Origin of the sequence: Paraburkholderia sp. JHI2823, assembly GCF_038900695.1 — a bacterium.
Lineage (GTDB): Bacteria > Pseudomonadota > Gammaproteobacteria > Burkholderiales > Burkholderiaceae > Paraburkholderia > Paraburkholderia mimosarum.
In genome coordinates this window covers 37,051-52,051 of sequence record NZ_JAYMRY010000042.1, presented here as the reverse complement: position 1 = coordinate 52,051, position 15,001 = coordinate 37,051, and the positions used below count along the sequence as shown (strand labels likewise).

Below are 15,001 nucleotides of genomic sequence, written 5' to 3'. Positions count from 1 at the left end.
GACGGCCAGCGACGCGAACCGCATGTGCCAGCAGATCCGGACGACGGGTGCGGGAGACATCCCGAAGGCGACGATGCTTGAGGCGCACCGCGCTCCGGCCTCAGGCTCCCTGTTTTGGCGCACGCAAAAATCCATTTCCCGAGGGCACCTCAGTTCACGCCGAAACCCGTGCATGGTGTGGTGCGGTCCCCTCGTGCTCATCACCTGGCACCACGCGCGCCGGCACGAGCAGCACGGGACAGGTCGCACACCGCAGCACGCGCTCGGCGACGCTGCCGAGCACGAGGCGGCGCACGCCGCGGCGGCCGTGGGTGCCCATGACGATGAGATCGGCCGGCCATTCAGCGGCGACGCGCTGGATGCATTGCGCCACATCTTCCGCGGGGAGTTCGACTTCGACCGGGCGCGACGTGCCTTTCACGCCCTGCTGCGCCATCCGTGCTTGTGCATCGCCGAGAATGATGCGGCCTTCCTCGATATACGCGGCCCGCACGATCGAGGGATCGTAGCCGGGCACGTCGTACGCGATGACCGGCAGGTCGATCACATAGAGCGCCTGGAGTTCCGCGCCGTTATCGAGCGCGAGTCTGATCGCGGTGTCGAGGGCGTGTGAGGCAGTCTTGCTGCCATCGAGTGCGACCAGAATGCGCGAGTACATGGCAGGCCCTCCCTGGATCGGCCTGGAAATGAAGGTGATGGGCGACGGTCCGTCAATGAGACATGAGCACCGGCAGCGTCATCGTCGAAAGGATCGAGCGCGTGGCGCCGCCCAATACGAGCTCCTGAATGCGCGCATGACCGTAGGCGCCCATCACCAGCAGGTCGTAACCGCCATCGGCCGCATAACTGAGCAACGCATCGCCGATGGATTCGACTGCGTCGCGCTCGAACCGCGTGATGTGGACCGTCGTTGCGCCGTGGCGCGCAAGCATGGCCGCGAGGTCGGCGCACGACGCCTGCGACTCGGCCGGCGTAAAGGCCGTGGAAGCGGCCACGATGGTCACATGCGCCGCCCGCGCGATGAAAGGCATGGCGTCGTGAACCGCGCGAGCGGCCTCGCGGCTGCCGTTCCAGGCCACGAGCACGCGTTCGCCGATCGAATCGAATGTGCCTGTGTACGGCATCAGCAGCACAGGGCCGCCCGCGCCGAGGATGACGGTTTCCGGAAAGTGTTCGGCAATATAGGACTCCGGATCGTCCGGATCGGGTTGCCCGAGTACCACGAGATCGGCGGTCCGGCTGTGCAGCATGACCGTCGTGACAGGGTCTCCCTCGGAGGCAAGCCAGGCGCCATCGATCTGCACGCGCGTCAGTTCGGCACGAAAGAGCCGCTCGATCGCGCCACGCTGTTCGCGGCGCAGCTTGCGATGTGTGTCGTAATAGTCGGCAGTGCCGGACATCACATAGAAGTCGCGCGGCTGCGGCTCGAACGTCGCGAACAGTCCATCCAGATGCGCGCCGAACCGGCCTGCCAGCCTTAGCGCAAGCGACAGTCGCGCGTTTGCGCGCGCGCTCGTGTCCACATGCACGAGGAGGGTCTTGTAGCTCATCGTGATCTCCAGCGAACGGGGTGGTCGCACCGCCCCATCGGGCGGGGATTGGTGATTCGAGTCTAAGAACGCAGGGCGCGTCACGCTTGATTTGAGTCAAGCATCTCCTTGTGCATCGGCCTCGGCGAACGCGGATTTCGGAAAAAGGAGTCATTGAGCCAGATCAATCGGATAACGCCGTCCCTGCGTAGATTGAATACGGCGCGACTCATCGCAGGGTTCGTGCGCCACGAACGCCTAAAGGAGGCAATGCAATGAGCAATCTGACACGTTATGACCCGTTTTCCATGGAGCCCGTTTCGGACCTCTTCCAGGGGCTGTTCCGGCCGATGCGCGGCATGCTCGCCAACGAGGAGAGCGAACTCTCGGCGATGAAGCTCGACGTCACGGAGAACGACAAGGCCTATACGGTGAAGGCCGAACTTCCGGGAGTGGACAAGAAAGACATCGACGTGAAGATCGACGGCAATGTCGTTTCGATCCACGCGAAGGTCGATCGCAAGACAGAGCAGAAGGAAGGCGACCGCGTCATTCGCCGCGAACGTTACAGCGGCTCCTTTGCGCGCACGTTCTCGCTCGCCAGCGATATCGACGAGGGCGCCGCGATTGCGCAGTATCAGGATGGCGTGCTTTCGCTGACGCTGCCGAAGAAAGCCCCCGCCGAGCAGAAGCGTCTGCAGATCCAGTGAGCGCCTGAGGTCGTACGGAGGGGAAGGAGGACGCGTCGATCCGTGCGCGAGAGCACGGCGCGCGCCGCTACGGCGCTGGGGCATCGGCTCGGCGCCTTCTTTTTTGGGCGCTCGTGCAGGCCGGCGTTCGTGAGGCGCAACGCAAGGCGGTTGCATCAAGGGGGGCAAAAAAATGAAACGAGCGATTACGGCGGCCGCCAGGGTCCAGCACGTTGCGCCTTACTCCCGTCTCTTTGTCCTCTTTACCGGCATGGAGCGCGTTGCCGCGCTGCTCGATTGCGTGGCGGGCTGGGCCGAACGAGGCGCGCACGTGCGGCTCGCGGGGCTCGCTCCGGCCGCGCTCGAAGCGGACGCGGACAAGCGCGCCTCACAGCATTTCTTCAATCGGATCACGCTGGACGCCACGCTCGATGCCTCCCGCGAATTGCTCGCGTTGCGCGGAATCGAAGCGGACTGCAAATTCCTCGGTGCCGGGCCGGACAGCGCGGCGCGCACCGAGGCGCTCGCCCGCGCGGTACGCGACTGGAAGGCGGACTTGATCATCGGGGCGCCGGCGAATCCGGTCGCGCTCGCGGGCGAAACGGAGTGCCCGGTGCTTTTGCTGCCCACACCCGCCGCCCGCCACTGCCCGGCACCGCCACGGCGCGTCTTCGTGGCGAGCGATGGCAGCGCGGCGTCCGCTTGCGCCGTGCGGGAAGCGGCCAGGCTGGCTGCCCCGGGCACGGCGGTGCGGGTGGGGTATCTCGCGTGCGACCCGGCGGCCGCGCAGCATCCCGAGGACTTCGACGCTGCGATCCTCGAAGCCGGGCACGATGGCGAGACAACGGCGCACGCGATCGTTCAGGCTGCGCTGCAATGGGGCGCGGACCTGCTGGTGCTCGGCACGCGCGGTGGACACGAAGGGGGGCGGTGGCGCTATGGGAGTGTCGCGGCCGACGTCGCGCAGCGCACGGTGCTGCCGCTGCTCCTCGTGCCGCTCGCTTCGAAGACGTCGATGCTGACGTGATGGCCCGAACGAGGCCGCATGGCGCCACGGCGACCTTCGCTCGATTGCACGGGACACGCTCATGGAACTTCCGTCGAAACCCTTTCATCGCCTCATGGCCACCGCCGAGGGCGGACGCGGCCTGGCTTTGCTCGCGGCGTTTGCCTGCCGCCTCGCGGGTCGCGAGGCGCCGGTCAGACTCGTCGAACTCACGGCCGACCCGGCCGCCCTGTTTCCCGCCCTGCAGCTGGGATTGCCTGACTCCGCCGCTACCCACGCGGCGATGATCCGCCGGGCAGAACTCGACCTGCGCGAAGCCGCGGACGCATTGGCGCTCGATGGGTGCAAACCGGACGTGCAGTTGCTCGACCTCGCGGTGCTGCACACGAAGGCGCCCGTCGCCATCGCGCGCGCCGCCGACGCTTTCGACGCCGATCTGGTGGCGCTGGCCGCGCATCGTCCCGGGCATCACTGGGCATGCAGGCTCGACCCGGAAGAAATCGCGTATGCGACGCGCCGCACGTTGCTGTATGTGCCGTCGCAGTTGCTCGCGCTGGACGCGCCGCCTCTCGCTCGCGCGCTGATCGCCGTCGACGGAAGCGCAAGTGCCTATGCCGCGCTCGAGCTCGCGGTGCGCTGCCTGCCCGCGGAGGTGGAGTTGCGCGTGATCCATGTCGTGGAGCGCACGCTCCATGTGGGAGGGCCGGAACTCAGCCATCTGTTCGAGGACGGCCGCGCCAGCGCGCTCTCCCGCGCCAGATCGCTCGTAGCGTCATGCGGCGCCCGCGTCTCGCTTGCGGCGCTCGCGACGCACGACGAATTCGACGACATCGCGAGTGCAATCCTGCGCGAGGTGGGCGGCTGGGGCGCCGATATGCTCGTCATCGGTTTGCAGGGGCGCCGCATTCGGGCGCAGACACTGCCCGGCAGCGTTGCGTCGCGCGCCCTGCGCGACGCGCGATGTCCGGTTCTCGTCGCGGCGCCGGCGAACCGCGCAGCCGATCAGCCAACGGCGACGCGCGAGTCGTACGGGGCGAGTCGTCACACGGAAACGTCAGTGCCTTCACTGAGCGCTGCGCCATGCGAATCGTCGATATCGCGTCGCCCCGTGCGGCAGCGGCATAGCTCGACTTGACGTGCATCAATTGGTGTTGACCGCCCAGCCTTATCCTGAATTCACTGATTCCGCTGATTTCACATACGCAGGTCCGGTCGTTCGCCGTGCTGCACGCGGCCAGGCTCACGGGACCCTCACGATTGAAGGAGAACGACATCATGCCGCTCAACGGCCATATCGATTCGGGAGCCTGGAGTGTCGAGGCCGTCACGTCGCCGGCGCCGCAAGGCGGCTTTTGCTGCGAAGTCCGCGTCATGCACGGCTCGCAAACGCAACGTTTCTCCCACGCCTTCGCGCATCATCGCGTGTTCGAGAGCGAGCGGGAGGCGGTGCTCGAGGGGCTGCGCGAGGGCATGGTCTGGATCGACCTCAAGGTCCGTCACGCTTTTGAAATGTAGCCAATCGCAGTCGAGACGGCGGCAACGCGCCTTCGGACTGCCACACCGCGGATTCTTGAAGGGGCACGGCGATGGGACTCGGGATGCAAATCGTTTATCTGGGTTTCCCCGGTTCGTCTGCCCTCGAGGCGGAAGCCGCCGTTCAACTGCTGCGCCTCGAGCGGTTCTGCGGCGTGCTGTCGGCTTGCCATCTCGCGATCGAGCGGCTGCACCCCTTGCAGCCCGGAATCCGCCAGCCGGCGTATGACGTTCGTCTCGATCTCGTTTCGACTTCGCGGGAACTCGCACCGCTTGACCATTGCGAGAACGACGACCCCGTGGCCGCCATTCGCGCGGCATTCGACGCGGCCGAGCACCAGCTCGGTTCCGCGGTATTCGCAGGCGCATCTAGCCGAAGCGATGCTGCGCGCCGCGATCACTGACCTACACCACGCTTGAGGGAAGAAGCCCCATCAGGCTTCGTCAGCGAAGAGCCCATCCTCGGGATCGGGCACGCACTCATCGACACATTGCACGTGCCAACGACCTTCGAGCAGCCCGGCGTTCAGGCGCTGGTTCAATCTCACGCCGCCACATTCGCCTTCGAAGGGGCCTTCGCCCGTCGCGAGATCGAGGCCTTCGAGTGTGCAGACTTCGTGCTGGTCCTCGCAGGCCAGCAGCGTGGTGCCGCCCGGCGAGGGGCGGCACTGCCCCCATTCGGACAGATTCACGCCCGCATGGCCTTCGCGAGACCATTTTTTCGTTTCGGTGTCGACCCAGACGATCGCGTAAGCGGAAGGATCGAGCTGGTCGAAACTGTCGAGATGGACGGTGACGCGCATGGAGGTGCTCCTTTGAACACGTTGTGCAATTACTGGCTCAGTACCCATTGAACGAGCGTATGCGCGTCCTCGGCCGATAGCGGTCCGCCGCGGTCGGCCGGCAGGGGCATCGCCATGTCGCCCCAGTGCGCCTTGCCGCCGTGCCTGAGCTTGTCTTCGAGCATGGTACTGGCGTTCGGCTTGTCGCGGTAGCGCTCGGCAATCTGATGAAACGACGGCGCGAGAAATGGCTCATCCGACGTGTGGCAGAACATGCAGTGCTGCTGGTCGACGAGGCCTGTAGGTTCGGGAACCTGCGCGTGCGCGGCGAAAGCCTGCAGCGCGAGGGCGCATGCCACCGCAGCGTGGAGCAGGAGCGGGCGTGCGCGGTCATGAAAAGACGGAATCGCCAGGGCGCAAGCGACGGGAGTGGGAGCGTGTGACATCGAATGTTCTCCTCCAGTGCGGCCGGGGTGCGGGTTGCCGGCCAGATCCATGGTGTCATTGGCGCCCGTTATGCCGTTGATATGTGTCAATCGCGGAGCATCCATCCGCAGCCATTCACGCGCGGATGCTTCAAAAAAGAACGGCGCCGGGTACCGGGCGCCTAAAAAAACACACGCGCCTCGACTTCGAGGCTAGCGGTGCCAACACCAGTCAGCGGCCGCCGCGCCGCCTGTCATGTCACGCTTCGCGTCACACGCGAGCGAGCCCCTCCACGTCGACGATGCGGATCTGCTTGCCGTTCGGTTCGACGAGACCTTCGCGCTGAAAGCGCGAGAACATCCGGCTCACGGTTTCGAGCTTCATGCCAAGAAAGCAGCCAATCTCCTCCCGGCTCATCTTCAGGTTGAATTGCGCGCCGGAGTAGCCGCGCGCCTGGAAGCGCTCCGCGAGATCGAGCAGGAATGCGGCGAGGCGCTGTTCGGCGGTCATCGTGCCGAGCAGCATCATCAGGCTGGATTCGCGCACGATCTCGCCGCTCATGAGCTGGTAGAGATGGCGCTGCATGCGCCGGCTCTCGCGGCAGAACGATTCGAGCTGGCCGAACGGCATGATGCAGACCGTGCTGTCTTCGAGCGCGATGGCGTCGCAGCTGTGCGTGCCCGAGCAGATGCCGTCGAGTCCGAGCGGCTCGCCCGGAATCTGGAAGCCCGTGACTTGTTCCCGGCCGTCCCGATGCATGACCACCGTCTTGAACGATCCGGTGCGCACGGCGTAGAGGCTCTGGAATGCGTCGTGCGCACGAAAGAGCGTTTCGCCGCGGTGCACGTTGCGCGTGGTGAGGACCACCGTGTCGAGTTGCTCGAATTCGGTCGAGGTGAGGTCCGGCGGCATGCAGACACCGCGCAGCGAGCAGGTGGAACAGCGCGTAGCCGGCTTGCGCGGCGCGGCCTCGCGCACGTCGGGCTGCGCCGGCACGATGGGCCAACGCGCGGCGAACGGCGTGGACAGTGAGGAATCGCAGGCAGGCTCGGCATACATGATCGTCTCCGGTTCAGCGCACGGGGGCGGCGCGCTGTTTCACTAACGCATCAATGGCTTCGCAGGCGGCTTCGAACTCGGACGTCTTGTCGAAGAAGTAGTGGGCTCCCGCTCTTAGGCAGGCTGTGCGAAACGGTGCGCCGGCGTGATTCGTCAGCACCACCGTCACGACCGAGGGTTGCTCGCGTGCAAGACGGGTAAGCAATTCGATTCCGCTGCCGCTCGCGAGCCTCAGGTCGACCACGGCGACGTCCGCACCGCTTTGGGCGATGCCGGTCAGGGCGCTGGCCGCATCCTCGGCTTCGCCAATCACGGCCACGTCGGGAATGGCCGACAAGGCCTCGGCGATCTTCCTGCGTACCGTGGTTGCATCCTCGACGAGGAAGACTTGCAGACACTGGCGGACAGGACTGGCATTCATGTAGCCAGTATCGGCAACGCCGTCTCAAAAAAACATCGGCGGCGATGGAAAGTGACGTACGCGGAACGGAAGTTGTGTAGGGCGATTCCTACAGTCGTGCGGCAATCAGCCGCGAGCGGCCTGGAACAAGCGCGGATCAGGTTTCGTCCGGATCGTCGATGAGCTTGTGGCGCATCGCGTAGCGCACGAGCGCGGCTTCGTGCGGTATCTGCATCTTTTCGAGGATGCGCACCTTATAGGTGCTCACGGTCTTCGCGCTCACACACAGTTCCTGCGCGATTTCGGTGATGGTCTGCCCCGCCGCGATCCGCCGGAACACCTCGAATTCGCGGTCGGAAAGCCGCTGATGGGGGAGCGTGTCGGCGGGCTCGTTCAGGCTTTGGGCGAAGCGCTCGGCCATCGCCATGCTGACGTAGACGCCGCCGGCGGCGATCTTCGTCACGGCGCTGACGAGCTCCGTGCTCGCACATTCCTTGGTGAGATAACCCGAAGCGCCGGCCTTGAACGCGCGCACGGCGTATTGCTGCTCGGCGTGCATGGTCAGCACGAGAATGCGCAACTCGGGCTTCTCATCCTTGATCTGCTTGACGAGATCCACGCCGCTGCGCCCCGGCATCGAGAGGTCGAGCACCAGGACCTGGGCGGGGTGCTCGCGCACGAGCGCGAGCGTGGTCGCGCTGTCGCAGCCTTCGCCCACGACTTCGAACTGGACCTCGCGCGTGCTTTCGAGAATGCGGCGCAGACCGTCACGCATGAGCGCGTGGTCGTCGGCGATGATGACCTTGATCATGATGCGGCCTCTTCGGACTGGAGGGCGTGAAGGGCGAACGTGATGGTCATGGCGAAGCCCTTTCCGGGGGCGGTATCGATGAGAACGGTGCCGTCGAGCATGCGGGCGCGCTCGCGAATGCCGAGCAGACCGAACGACTTGTCGCGCCAGGCGTTGTGCTGCCTGTCGGCGGGGTCGCCGGTCATGCCGAGGCCGTCGTCGGCGATACGCAGGACGCAGTTCGGTCCGTCCACCTTGAGCGTGATCTCGACGAGACTGGCTTCGGCATGACGCGCGACATTGGTCAACGCTTCCTGAACGATGCGAAAGAGCGCGGAGGCGGCTGTGTTCGAAAAATCGGTGGCCTCCGCTTCGAGGTCGCGCTCGACGGCGATCCCATAGCGGTTCGTGAAGTCGTTCGCGAGCCACTCGATCGCCGGCACGAGGCCGAGGTCGTCCAGCATGACGGGCCGCAGGTCCGCCGCGATGCGCCGCAAGGCGGCCACGGTCGCATCGATCAGGTTGCGCATTCCGGCGAGGCGCGCGGGGACGTCGGTCGCATGCTCTTCTCCGAGCCGGCGCTCGAGCGCGGAGAGATCGATCTTGAGCGCGGTGAGCTGCTGGCCGAGGTCGTCGTGGAGCTCGCGCGCGATGCGGGTCTTTTCGGCTTCACGCACGTTCTGCAAATTGGCCGACAGTTCGCGAAGCTCTTCACGCGAACGCTTGAGCGCCTCCTCGGCGCGCAGGCGCTCGGTGACGTCGCGCAGCATGACCGTGAAAAGCTTGCCCGAATCGTCGCGAATCTGCGAAATCGACGCTTCGATCGGAAACTCCTCGCCGTTGGCGCGCAGCCCGTGAAGCACGCGTTGCGGGCGGCCCATCTGGCGCTCGCTGACGCCCGTCTCGCCAAATCGTTCGACATGCTGGGCGTGCGCGGCCCGGAACCGCTCGGGAATGAAGCGCGAGAGCGGAGAGCCGATCGCCTCCATGGCGGACAGGCCGAACACCTGTTCGGCGGCCGGGTTGAAGATCACCACGCGCTGCGATTCGTCGACGGTGACGATCGCTTCCATCGACGAGCGGATGATTCCCATCATGCGGGCCTCGTTGAGCCGTGCATCGCCGCCGACCTGCGCGGGCGCCGGGCGCGCGCGTACGAGGCGATGCACGACGAATGCAAACGCGCCCGCGGCGAGCAGCCCGTAGATCACGATGAAGAGGGCGCACGCGGCTGCGCCCGTGAGCAGCGGGCTTGCGTCGGCGCTGACGTCGAGAGTCAGCGTGGCGCCGCCAAACGCGAACGCATTGCTGCGCCGGAAGAGGACGCCTGGCAACACCTCGTTTTCTTCGCCGCGCGCGCTCGTGTAGAGGGAGAGCGGCGGCATTCCGATCCTCGCGTTGAGCGCGAGCCCCGGATCGGCGGCGACGAGCGGTTCGAACAGCCGCCGCGCGTCGAGCAAGGCAACGGCGAAACCGGTCACTTTCTGCGCATTGGCTTGCGCGTCGGGCGAGCTCTCGTACACGGGTAGCCAGAGCGTGAGAAGCGGCGGCGCATTGGCTGGCCCCGGCAAGGCCGCGAGCGCCGCATTGCCGGTTTCGGCGGCGTAGCGGCGCGCCGCCAGCGTCGCTGCGGTTCCGACGAGGGCGCTCTCGGGCACGCCGGCGCTCGGGCCCGCCCATTGCATCGCGACTTCGGCGCCGTTCGTCGCGCTCGCCGCCGGGTTGGCGCGCGGCGTGACGTAACCGAGCGCGACGATCGCCGAACGCGAGCTAGCCAGATCGATCGCCGACACGAAGTGCTGCCAGGCTGCGGGGTCGGGGCGGGGCGTTTGCGTGAGCAAGGCGCGCGCGCCGCGCAACAAGGCCTCGTCGGCGATCAATGCCTGCCGGAGCGTTTCGTGGAGCGCCGTCGCACGCCGGGTGAACCGCTGTTCCGCCGCCGCTTGCCACTGCCGCGTCACGAACGTAGCGACGATGCCAGCCAGGGCGAACGCCAGCAGGAAGGCGAGTACGGCCGCGACGACCGGATCGCGCAGGCGCCCAGGAATCGCCGGCCCCGCGCCTTGCCCGGCGCGCATACGCGGGTCAGTGCCTGAGACCATGACGACTTTCCGGGGCGCAATGTCTGCGCGAAATCCATCCGTAGCCCATTCGCGTATGAAGTATCCCATTCAATGGAGGAACACCGAACCCCATGCGGGGGGGGGGGGATGCATGCCCATTTTATGAGCCACTTGCAAACGTGTCTCAAAAAAGTTGTCCGCTTGCCCGACTGGCTCCTGTGGCGCGCCGGTTTCCCTTCCGTGTTGCGCCGAATTTTCAGGGCGCCGCCCCCGCCTCTGGCGCGGGCGCGGGTGTCAGTTCATCCGTCGCGGCCGGGGTGTGCGGGCGAGCGCGCACAGTGGCCTCGGCGAGTTCGACCGAGTCCCGATATTCCGGGACGCAGCAATCCCAATGCAGCGTCTCCGCAATGCGGCGGCGCAATGCATCGGCCGCCGCGGGCTCGCCGTGTGTGACGAACGTGCGAATGGGTGGGCAGGTCATATGGGCGAGCCAACGCAGGGTTTCCTGGTAGTCGGCGTGTGCGGAGAGCGACGTGATCGATGAGACTTCTGCACGCACGCGTACATAGTCGCCGTGCAGCTTGATGGCCGGCGCATGGGCTTCGAGCGCCGCGCCGCGCGTGCCGGGCGCCTGGTAGCCCACGAGCGCGATCGTGTTGCGCGGGTCCGAAGCGTACAGGCTCAGGTGATGCAGCACCCGGCCACCCGTGGCCATGCCGCTGCCCGCGATGATGACCATGGGACCGTTGCGCCCGGCAATCGCTTTCGACTCATCCACCGTGCGCGCCATGAACGCCACGTGATCGATGGCGTGCACCTGCGAGACGGTGAGCCGATGGTCGCTCATGTGACGCCGGTAGAGGTCGGTCACGCTGATCGCCATGGGACTGTCGAGGTACACCGGAACGTTCGCCATGCGCCCCGACTGCTTCAACCGCGCGATGTAGTAGAGGACCTCCTGCGCGCGGCCCACGGCGAAGCAGGGCATGACGACGATTCCCCCGCGCGCGAAGGTGCGCGCGAACATGTCGGCGAGTTCGTCCTCGGGGTTGAGGGCATCGTGCAGCCGGTCGCCATAGGTCGATTCGACCACCAGATAGTCCGCGTGCGCAGGCGGCGATGGCGCACGCACGATCGGGTCGTCGGGCCGGCCCAGGTCGCCGGAAAACGCAACGACGGTATGCCCGTTGCACACCACCGCGCTCGCCGCGCCGAGGATATGGCCGGCGGGCAACAGCCGGAAGGTGAGTTGCTCGTCGAGCGTGACCGGTTCGTCGAACGGGCGCGGCGCGATGAGCCGCAGTGCCGCTTCGGCGTCTTCCAGCGTGTAGAGCGGAAGGGCCGGATGGTGTTTGGAGAAGCCGTGGCGGTTCGCGAATGCGGCGTCTTCTTCCTGGAGCCGCGCGCTGTCGCGCAGCATGATGCCGCACAGGTCCGCGGTGCCGGGCGTGCAATAAACCGGGCCGCGATATCCGTTGCGCGCAAGGACGGGCAGGTAGCCGCAATGGTCGATATGGGCGTGCGTCAGGACGATGGCATCGAGCGAATCGGCAGGAAAGGGCAGCGGATCCCAGTTGCGCAGGCGCAGGTTCTTGGTGCCCTGGAAGAGCCCGCAATCGATCAACACCCGCTTGCCTCCCGCTTCCAGCAGATAGCGTGAACCGGTGACCGTCTGCGCCGCGCCCAGAAACGTCAGCTTCATCATCCTCTCCTCGCTTCATGTGCCCACGTGCCCTTGATATTGATTGGATCGCGTACCCGCATGCCGCCTTTGATTTGAATCAGACGAACGGACTTTGCCCCGGATCCGCCTCGACTTGAGGCAGATCAATCGAGGCGGGCCAGTCGATTCTTAGATTGGAATGGGTGGCTCACGGTAACGGGCCGGATTGCGGGCGGGGGCGAAAAAATGGCGAGCAGGTTGTCCTTCGGCTGGGCGCTGGGTTGGATGCTGTCGATGGCATCGCTTTCGGCTTGCGTGACGGACGTCGGCTCGCACCGCGAGGAAAACGCCGCCTTCCGCCAGTCGGAGACCGAACTGGCGGCGCGGCGAGAGCAGAGCGCGATCAAGTGCGCGACATCCGACGACTGCGCGCAGGTCTGGGCCCGCGCGCGGATCTTCGTGCAGCGGCACTCGCCCACGCCCATCGATCGTGCGACCGACGAGACGATCGAGACACGCATGCCGCATGAGTTCGGTCTCGCGTACTTCTGGGCGGTGCGGCAGATGGCGGCGGACGGAACGACGACGATACGGCTCAAGGGCCTGTGCCGCGGCATGTACAGCACCGACAACGGCCCCGGCTGGCTCTACGCGCGCTGCGCCGAGCAGCTCCTGCAAGGTCAGCTCGAATTCGTGCGGGAAGTGGGGGGCGTGAGATGAAGCGGGCGCGGATGTTCGCTACCGGTTGGCGCGAGCGAGCGCCGAATGAATTTTCACCGGCAGGCGAAACTCCGCCGAAATCGTGACACCCCCAGCTGGACGTCCATCGACCGTCAGCGAGCCGCCGACCTGCAGAATGCGTTCGCACATGCCGATGAGCCCAAATGCATCGGGACGCGAGGGGGCTTTCGGGTCGAAGCCGACCCCGTCGTCGCTGATGCGCAGCCGGCAATGGTTCGCGTCGTTCTGAAGCTCGATCGACACCCGTCGTGCACGAGCATGGCGCGCCACATTGGTGAGCGCTTCCTGAACGACGCGAAAGAGGGCGGTCGTGGCGAATTCGCCCAGGTCGGGCTCCGAAATATCCAGCACGCACTGGACCGTCACGCCATAGCGGCTCTGGAAGTCCTCCGCGAGCCATTCGAGGGCGGCGCTCAGTCCGAGATCGTCGAGTATGGCGGGCCGCAGATCGGCGGCGATGCGCCGCACCGCGGCAGCTAGCGAATCGATATCCGCGCCGATTTGCGCGACGGCCTCGAGTTCGGCATGCATCCGTGTCGGCAACACGTTGGCGAGTTCTTTTCCGTGCATGCCGAGCGCCATTTTCAGCGCGGCGATCCGTTGCCCGAGATCGTCGTGCAATTCGCGGGCAATGCGCCGCTGTTCGTTCTCGCGCGCCTGCTGGACCAAGGCGGATGCAGCATGAGCGCGCTCGAGTTCTTCGAGTCTGCGCCGCTCGGTCATATCCCGGGTGATCTTGGCGAAGCCGACGAGCACGTCGTCGTCGTCGCGCACGGCGGTGATGACGACGCTCGCCCAGAAGCGGGTGCCGTCCTTGCGCAGCCGCCAGCCTTCGTCGGCGACGCGCCCGTGCAGCGCGGCCGCTTCGAGCAGACGCTCGGGCTTGCCGGCGGCGATATCGTCGTGCGTATAGAACACGCGAAAGTGCTGGCCGACGATTTCATCTGGAGAATAGCCCTTGATGCGCTGCGCGCCGGCGTTCCAGCTCGCGACGCGGCCGCCGGGCTCGATCATGAAAATGGCGTAGTCCGCGACGGCGTCGATCAAAAGGCGATACCGGTCCGCAATCGTGATGTCGCTGCCGTTGCTTCCAGTCCAGGATGTGGGCCCCGCCGTTTGCATGAAGCGCTCCGGATGATTTGCCGTGTCAGCAGGTATCGGACGCGTGCCGATGCACGAGGCGCTTTGCGCCGATAGCCGATAAACCGCATGGTAGGGCAAATTGCTTGTCGCGTTGAGAAGGGTGACAAGCGCCGGACTTCCAGACGACGGCCTAACGACGAAGCCTACGCCACGACTTCGCTCAGCGGACGGCGTGGCGAAGGCGCGTCGGGCGTGCCGTGGCCGATACGCAGCAGAAGCTGCGGGCACGCCGATGCCGGCATGCCGAGCAGCGCCCCAAGTTGCGCGCGCAACTCTCCCACCTCGATGGGCTGGTTCAGATACGAGGCGCAGAGCCCGTGCGATGTCAGCACGAGCAGCACGCGCTCCAGCGCCTCGCCCGCGGCGAGCCAGGCCTGTGCGTCGTCGACGTTCGTCGCGATGCACAGCAGCAGCGGCGACCCCGCTGCAAGCGCGCGATGCGTGGCCGCCACGCCGCCGCCGACATCGAACGTGCGGATCGCGGAGGCGACGAGCGGCGTCGCGAAGTCGAGCAGGGATCCGATTCCGGCCGAGTAGGCCGGCATGCCGTCGCCGGTATGGCGCGGATGGATCCATTTCGCGAGTTCGCGGCGAAAGCGTGGATCGGCGAACTGTCGCTGGTCGGCAGCGGCAACGAGGTCGGCGATCGCCTCTCGCGTTGCGGTTTCGGTTGCGCACGCAACTTCCACGCCCTCGGCGCGCGCCGCCTCGAGCAGTGCGTGTTCGATGGCAGCGGCGACAGGCGCAGGAGAAAACGGCCGACGTGTCGTGACCCGCCGGGAAATCGCATTGAGAAGCGGCGCCAGCTCCGCGCCAACGGGCTGCCCGCGCAGCAGGCGCACATCGGCGAGCAGGTCCGGATCGAGGCTCGTCGGAAAGAGCGTGATCGCATAGCCTATGTCGAGGCTCGCAAGCGCGACGCGCAGATTGAAGAGCGCGGCGCCGCAACTGATGATCAGTTCCCGATCGAACGGATCGACGACGGGCAGCGCGCGCAGGCGGTCGGCGCACAGCAGGATCCTGTCCTGGCCGGGCACGAAACGCCACGGCTGGCTGTTGTGGCTCGACGGCGCTAGCGTGGCGTGGCGCACGGCGTAGCGCAACGCGTAGTCGTCGAGCTTGTCGACCGGGCTGGTGTCGGCTGCCGGGTCGTGGGGCTTGTCGAGCATGACGTACT

General features: G+C 66.2%; 17 protein-coding genes. 6 read left to right on the top strand and 11 right to left on the bottom strand.

Going from position 1 to position 15,001, the window contains the following annotated elements:
• Nucleotides 1-154: 154 nt before the first annotated feature.
• Together VSR34_RS31150 and VSR34_RS31145 are read right to left on the bottom strand one after the other, a co-directional pair.
• Nucleotides 155-658, bottom strand: coding sequence for a universal stress protein (locus tag VSR34_RS31150; protein ID WP_342964420.1), 504 nt, complete (start codon nucleotides 656-658; stop codon nucleotides 155-157).
• Between the two features lie 52 nt (nucleotides 659-710).
• Entirely contained in the window at nucleotides 711-1,550 is an 840-nt protein-coding gene (locus VSR34_RS31145; protein ID WP_342964419.1) for a universal stress protein, read from the bottom strand.
• 254 nt (nucleotides 1,551-1,804) lie between these two features.
• Here VSR34_RS31145 and VSR34_RS31140 point away from each other — a divergent pair, with 254 nt between their 5' ends.
• The 5 genes from VSR34_RS31140 to VSR34_RS31120 all read left to right on the top strand — a co-directional run bounded on the left by VSR34_RS31140 (nucleotide 1,805) and on the right by VSR34_RS31120 (nucleotide 5,161).
• On the top strand, nucleotides 1,805-2,239 hold the full coding sequence (locus tag VSR34_RS31140; RefSeq protein WP_028213032.1) for an Hsp20/alpha crystallin family protein: 435 nt from the start codon (nucleotides 1,805-1,807) through the stop codon (nucleotides 2,237-2,239).
• Between the two features lie 172 nt (nucleotides 2,240-2,411).
• The gene (locus VSR34_RS31135) at nucleotides 2,412-3,245 is read left to right on the top strand and encodes a universal stress protein (protein WP_081723324.1); all 834 of its coding nucleotides are present in this window, start codon (nucleotides 2,412-2,414) and stop codon (nucleotides 3,243-3,245) included.
• A gap of 61 nt (nucleotides 3,246-3,306) precedes the next feature.
• Complete coding sequence (locus VSR34_RS31130; protein ID WP_342964418.1) at nucleotides 3,307-4,359, top strand: universal stress protein; 1,053 nt, start codon at nucleotides 3,307-3,309, stop codon at nucleotides 4,357-4,359.
• Nucleotides 4,360-4,499: 140 nt separating this feature from the next.
• Nucleotides 4,500-4,739, top strand: a complete 240-nt coding sequence (locus tag VSR34_RS31125) for a hypothetical protein (RefSeq protein WP_028213035.1) — start codon at nucleotides 4,500-4,502, stop codon at nucleotides 4,737-4,739.
• Nucleotides 4,740-4,810: 71 nt separating this feature from the next.
• Entirely contained in the window at nucleotides 4,811-5,161 is a 351-nt protein-coding gene (locus VSR34_RS31120; protein ID WP_051390984.1) for a hypothetical protein, read from the top strand.
• A gap of 30 nt (nucleotides 5,162-5,191) precedes the next feature.
• Here VSR34_RS31120 and VSR34_RS31115 read toward each other — a convergent pair whose 3' ends face one another.
• The 7 genes from VSR34_RS31115 to VSR34_RS31085 all read right to left on the bottom strand — a co-directional run bounded on the left by VSR34_RS31115 (nucleotide 5,192) and on the right by VSR34_RS31085 (nucleotide 11,979).
• The gene (locus tag VSR34_RS31115; protein WP_051390985.1) at nucleotides 5,192-5,560 is read right to left on the bottom strand and encodes a DUF3564 family protein; all 369 of its coding nucleotides are present in this window, start codon (nucleotides 5,558-5,560) and stop codon (nucleotides 5,192-5,194) included.
• Nucleotides 5,561-5,589: 29 nt separating this feature from the next.
• Nucleotides 5,590-5,985 carry a c-type cytochrome gene (locus VSR34_RS31110; protein ID WP_238327942.1) on the bottom strand — a complete coding sequence of 132 codons (396 nt, stop codon included), beginning with the start codon at nucleotides 5,983-5,985 and terminating at the stop codon, nucleotides 5,590-5,592.
• Between the two features lie 250 nt (nucleotides 5,986-6,235).
• The gene (locus VSR34_RS31105; protein WP_081716089.1) at nucleotides 6,236-7,024 is read right to left on the bottom strand and encodes a helix-turn-helix domain-containing protein; all 789 of its coding nucleotides are present in this window, start codon (nucleotides 7,022-7,024) and stop codon (nucleotides 6,236-6,238) included.
• A gap of 13 nt (nucleotides 7,025-7,037) precedes the next feature.
• Nucleotides 7,038-7,445, bottom strand: coding sequence for a response regulator transcription factor (locus tag VSR34_RS31100; RefSeq protein ID WP_028213039.1), 408 nt, complete (start codon nucleotides 7,443-7,445; stop codon nucleotides 7,038-7,040).
• Nucleotides 7,446-7,581: 136 nt separating this feature from the next.
• Nucleotides 7,582-8,235 carry a response regulator transcription factor gene (locus tag VSR34_RS31095; protein ID WP_028213040.1) on the bottom strand — a complete coding sequence of 218 codons (654 nt, stop codon included), beginning with the start codon at nucleotides 8,233-8,235 and terminating at the stop codon, nucleotides 7,582-7,584.
• Nucleotides 8,232-10,316: a PAS domain S-box protein gene (locus tag VSR34_RS31090; RefSeq protein WP_244145296.1), complete on the bottom strand. Its 2,085-nt coding sequence runs from the start codon at nucleotides 10,314-10,316 to the stop codon at nucleotides 8,232-8,234. Before VSR34_RS31090 ends, VSR34_RS31095 begins: the two co-directional genes overlap by 4 nt.
• Nucleotides 10,317-10,533: 217 nt before the next feature.
• On the bottom strand, nucleotides 10,534-11,979 hold the full coding sequence (locus tag VSR34_RS31085; RefSeq protein ID WP_342964428.1) for an MBL fold metallo-hydrolase: 1,446 nt from the start codon (nucleotides 11,977-11,979) through the stop codon (nucleotides 10,534-10,536).
• A 255-nt stretch (nucleotides 11,980-12,234) separates the two neighbouring features.
• Between VSR34_RS31085 and VSR34_RS31080 the strand changes: the two genes are divergently transcribed.
• On the top strand, nucleotides 12,235-12,660 hold the full coding sequence (locus VSR34_RS31080) for a hypothetical protein (protein ID WP_154671155.1): 426 nt from the start codon (nucleotides 12,235-12,237) through the stop codon (nucleotides 12,658-12,660).
• 18 nt (nucleotides 12,661-12,678) lie between these two features.
• Here VSR34_RS31080 and VSR34_RS31075 read toward each other — a convergent pair whose 3' ends face one another.
• Nucleotides 12,679-13,803, bottom strand: coding sequence for a PAS domain S-box protein (locus VSR34_RS31075; RefSeq protein WP_342964417.1), 1,125 nt, complete (start codon nucleotides 13,801-13,803; stop codon nucleotides 12,679-12,681).
• Between the two features lie 164 nt (nucleotides 13,804-13,967).
• Nucleotides 13,968-14,993 carry a nitroreductase family protein gene (locus VSR34_RS31070; RefSeq protein ID WP_028213043.1) on the bottom strand — a complete coding sequence of 342 codons (1,026 nt, stop codon included), beginning with the start codon at nucleotides 14,991-14,993 and terminating at the stop codon, nucleotides 13,968-13,970.
• Between the last annotated feature and the right edge of the window lie 8 nt (nucleotides 14,994-15,001).

Bases quoted from the DNA above. Each gene is read 5' to 3' on its own strand.
- VSR34_RS31080 (WP_154671155.1), top strand. From the start codon at position 12,235: ATGGCATCGCTTTCGGCTTGCGTGACGGACGTCGGCTCGCACCGCGAG.
- VSR34_RS31085 (WP_342964428.1), bottom strand. From the start codon at position 11,979: ATGAAGCTGACGTTTCTGGGCGCGGCGCAGACGGTCACCGGTTCACGC.
- VSR34_RS31120 (WP_051390984.1), top strand. From the start codon at position 4,811: ATGGGACTCGGGATGCAAATCGTTTATCTGGGTTTCCCCGGTTCGTCT.
- VSR34_RS31130 (WP_342964418.1), top strand. From the start codon at position 3,307: ATGGAACTTCCGTCGAAACCCTTTCATCGCCTCATGGCCACCGCCGAG.
- VSR34_RS31140 (WP_028213032.1), top strand. From the start codon at position 1,805: ATGAGCAATCTGACACGTTATGACCCGTTTTCCATGGAGCCCGTTTCG.
- VSR34_RS31125 (WP_028213035.1), top strand. From the start codon at position 4,500: ATGCCGCTCAACGGCCATATCGATTCGGGAGCCTGGAGTGTCGAGGCC.
- VSR34_RS31100 (WP_028213039.1), bottom strand. From the start codon at position 7,445: ATGAATGCCAGTCCTGTCCGCCAGTGTCTGCAAGTCTTCCTCGTCGAG.
- VSR34_RS31105 (WP_081716089.1), bottom strand. From the start codon at position 7,024: ATGTATGCCGAGCCTGCCTGCGATTCCTCACTGTCCACGCCGTTCGCC.
- VSR34_RS31075 (WP_342964417.1), bottom strand. From the start codon at position 13,803: ATGCAAACGGCGGGGCCCACATCCTGGACTGGAAGCAACGGCAGCGAC.
- VSR34_RS31150 (WP_342964420.1), bottom strand. From the start codon at position 658: ATGTACTCGCGCATTCTGGTCGCACTCGATGGCAGCAAGACTGCCTCA.
- VSR34_RS31135 (WP_081723324.1), top strand. From the start codon at position 2,412: ATGAAACGAGCGATTACGGCGGCCGCCAGGGTCCAGCACGTTGCGCCT.
- VSR34_RS31115 (WP_051390985.1), bottom strand. From the start codon at position 5,560: ATGCGCGTCACCGTCCATCTCGACAGTTTCGACCAGCTCGATCCTTCC.
- VSR34_RS31095 (WP_028213040.1), bottom strand. From the start codon at position 8,235: ATGATCAAGGTCATCATCGCCGACGACCACGCGCTCATGCGTGACGGT.
- VSR34_RS31145 (WP_342964419.1), bottom strand. From the start codon at position 1,550: ATGAGCTACAAGACCCTCCTCGTGCATGTGGACACGAGCGCGCGCGCA.
- VSR34_RS31090 (WP_244145296.1), bottom strand. From the start codon at position 10,316: ATGGTCTCAGGCACTGACCCGCGTATGCGCGCCGGGCAAGGCGCGGGG.
- VSR34_RS31110 (WP_238327942.1), bottom strand. From the start codon at position 5,985: ATGTCACACGCTCCCACTCCCGTCGCTTGCGCCCTGGCGATTCCGTCT.
- VSR34_RS31070 (WP_028213043.1), bottom strand. From the start codon at position 14,993: ATGCTCGACAAGCCCCACGACCCGGCAGCCGACACCAGCCCGGTCGAC.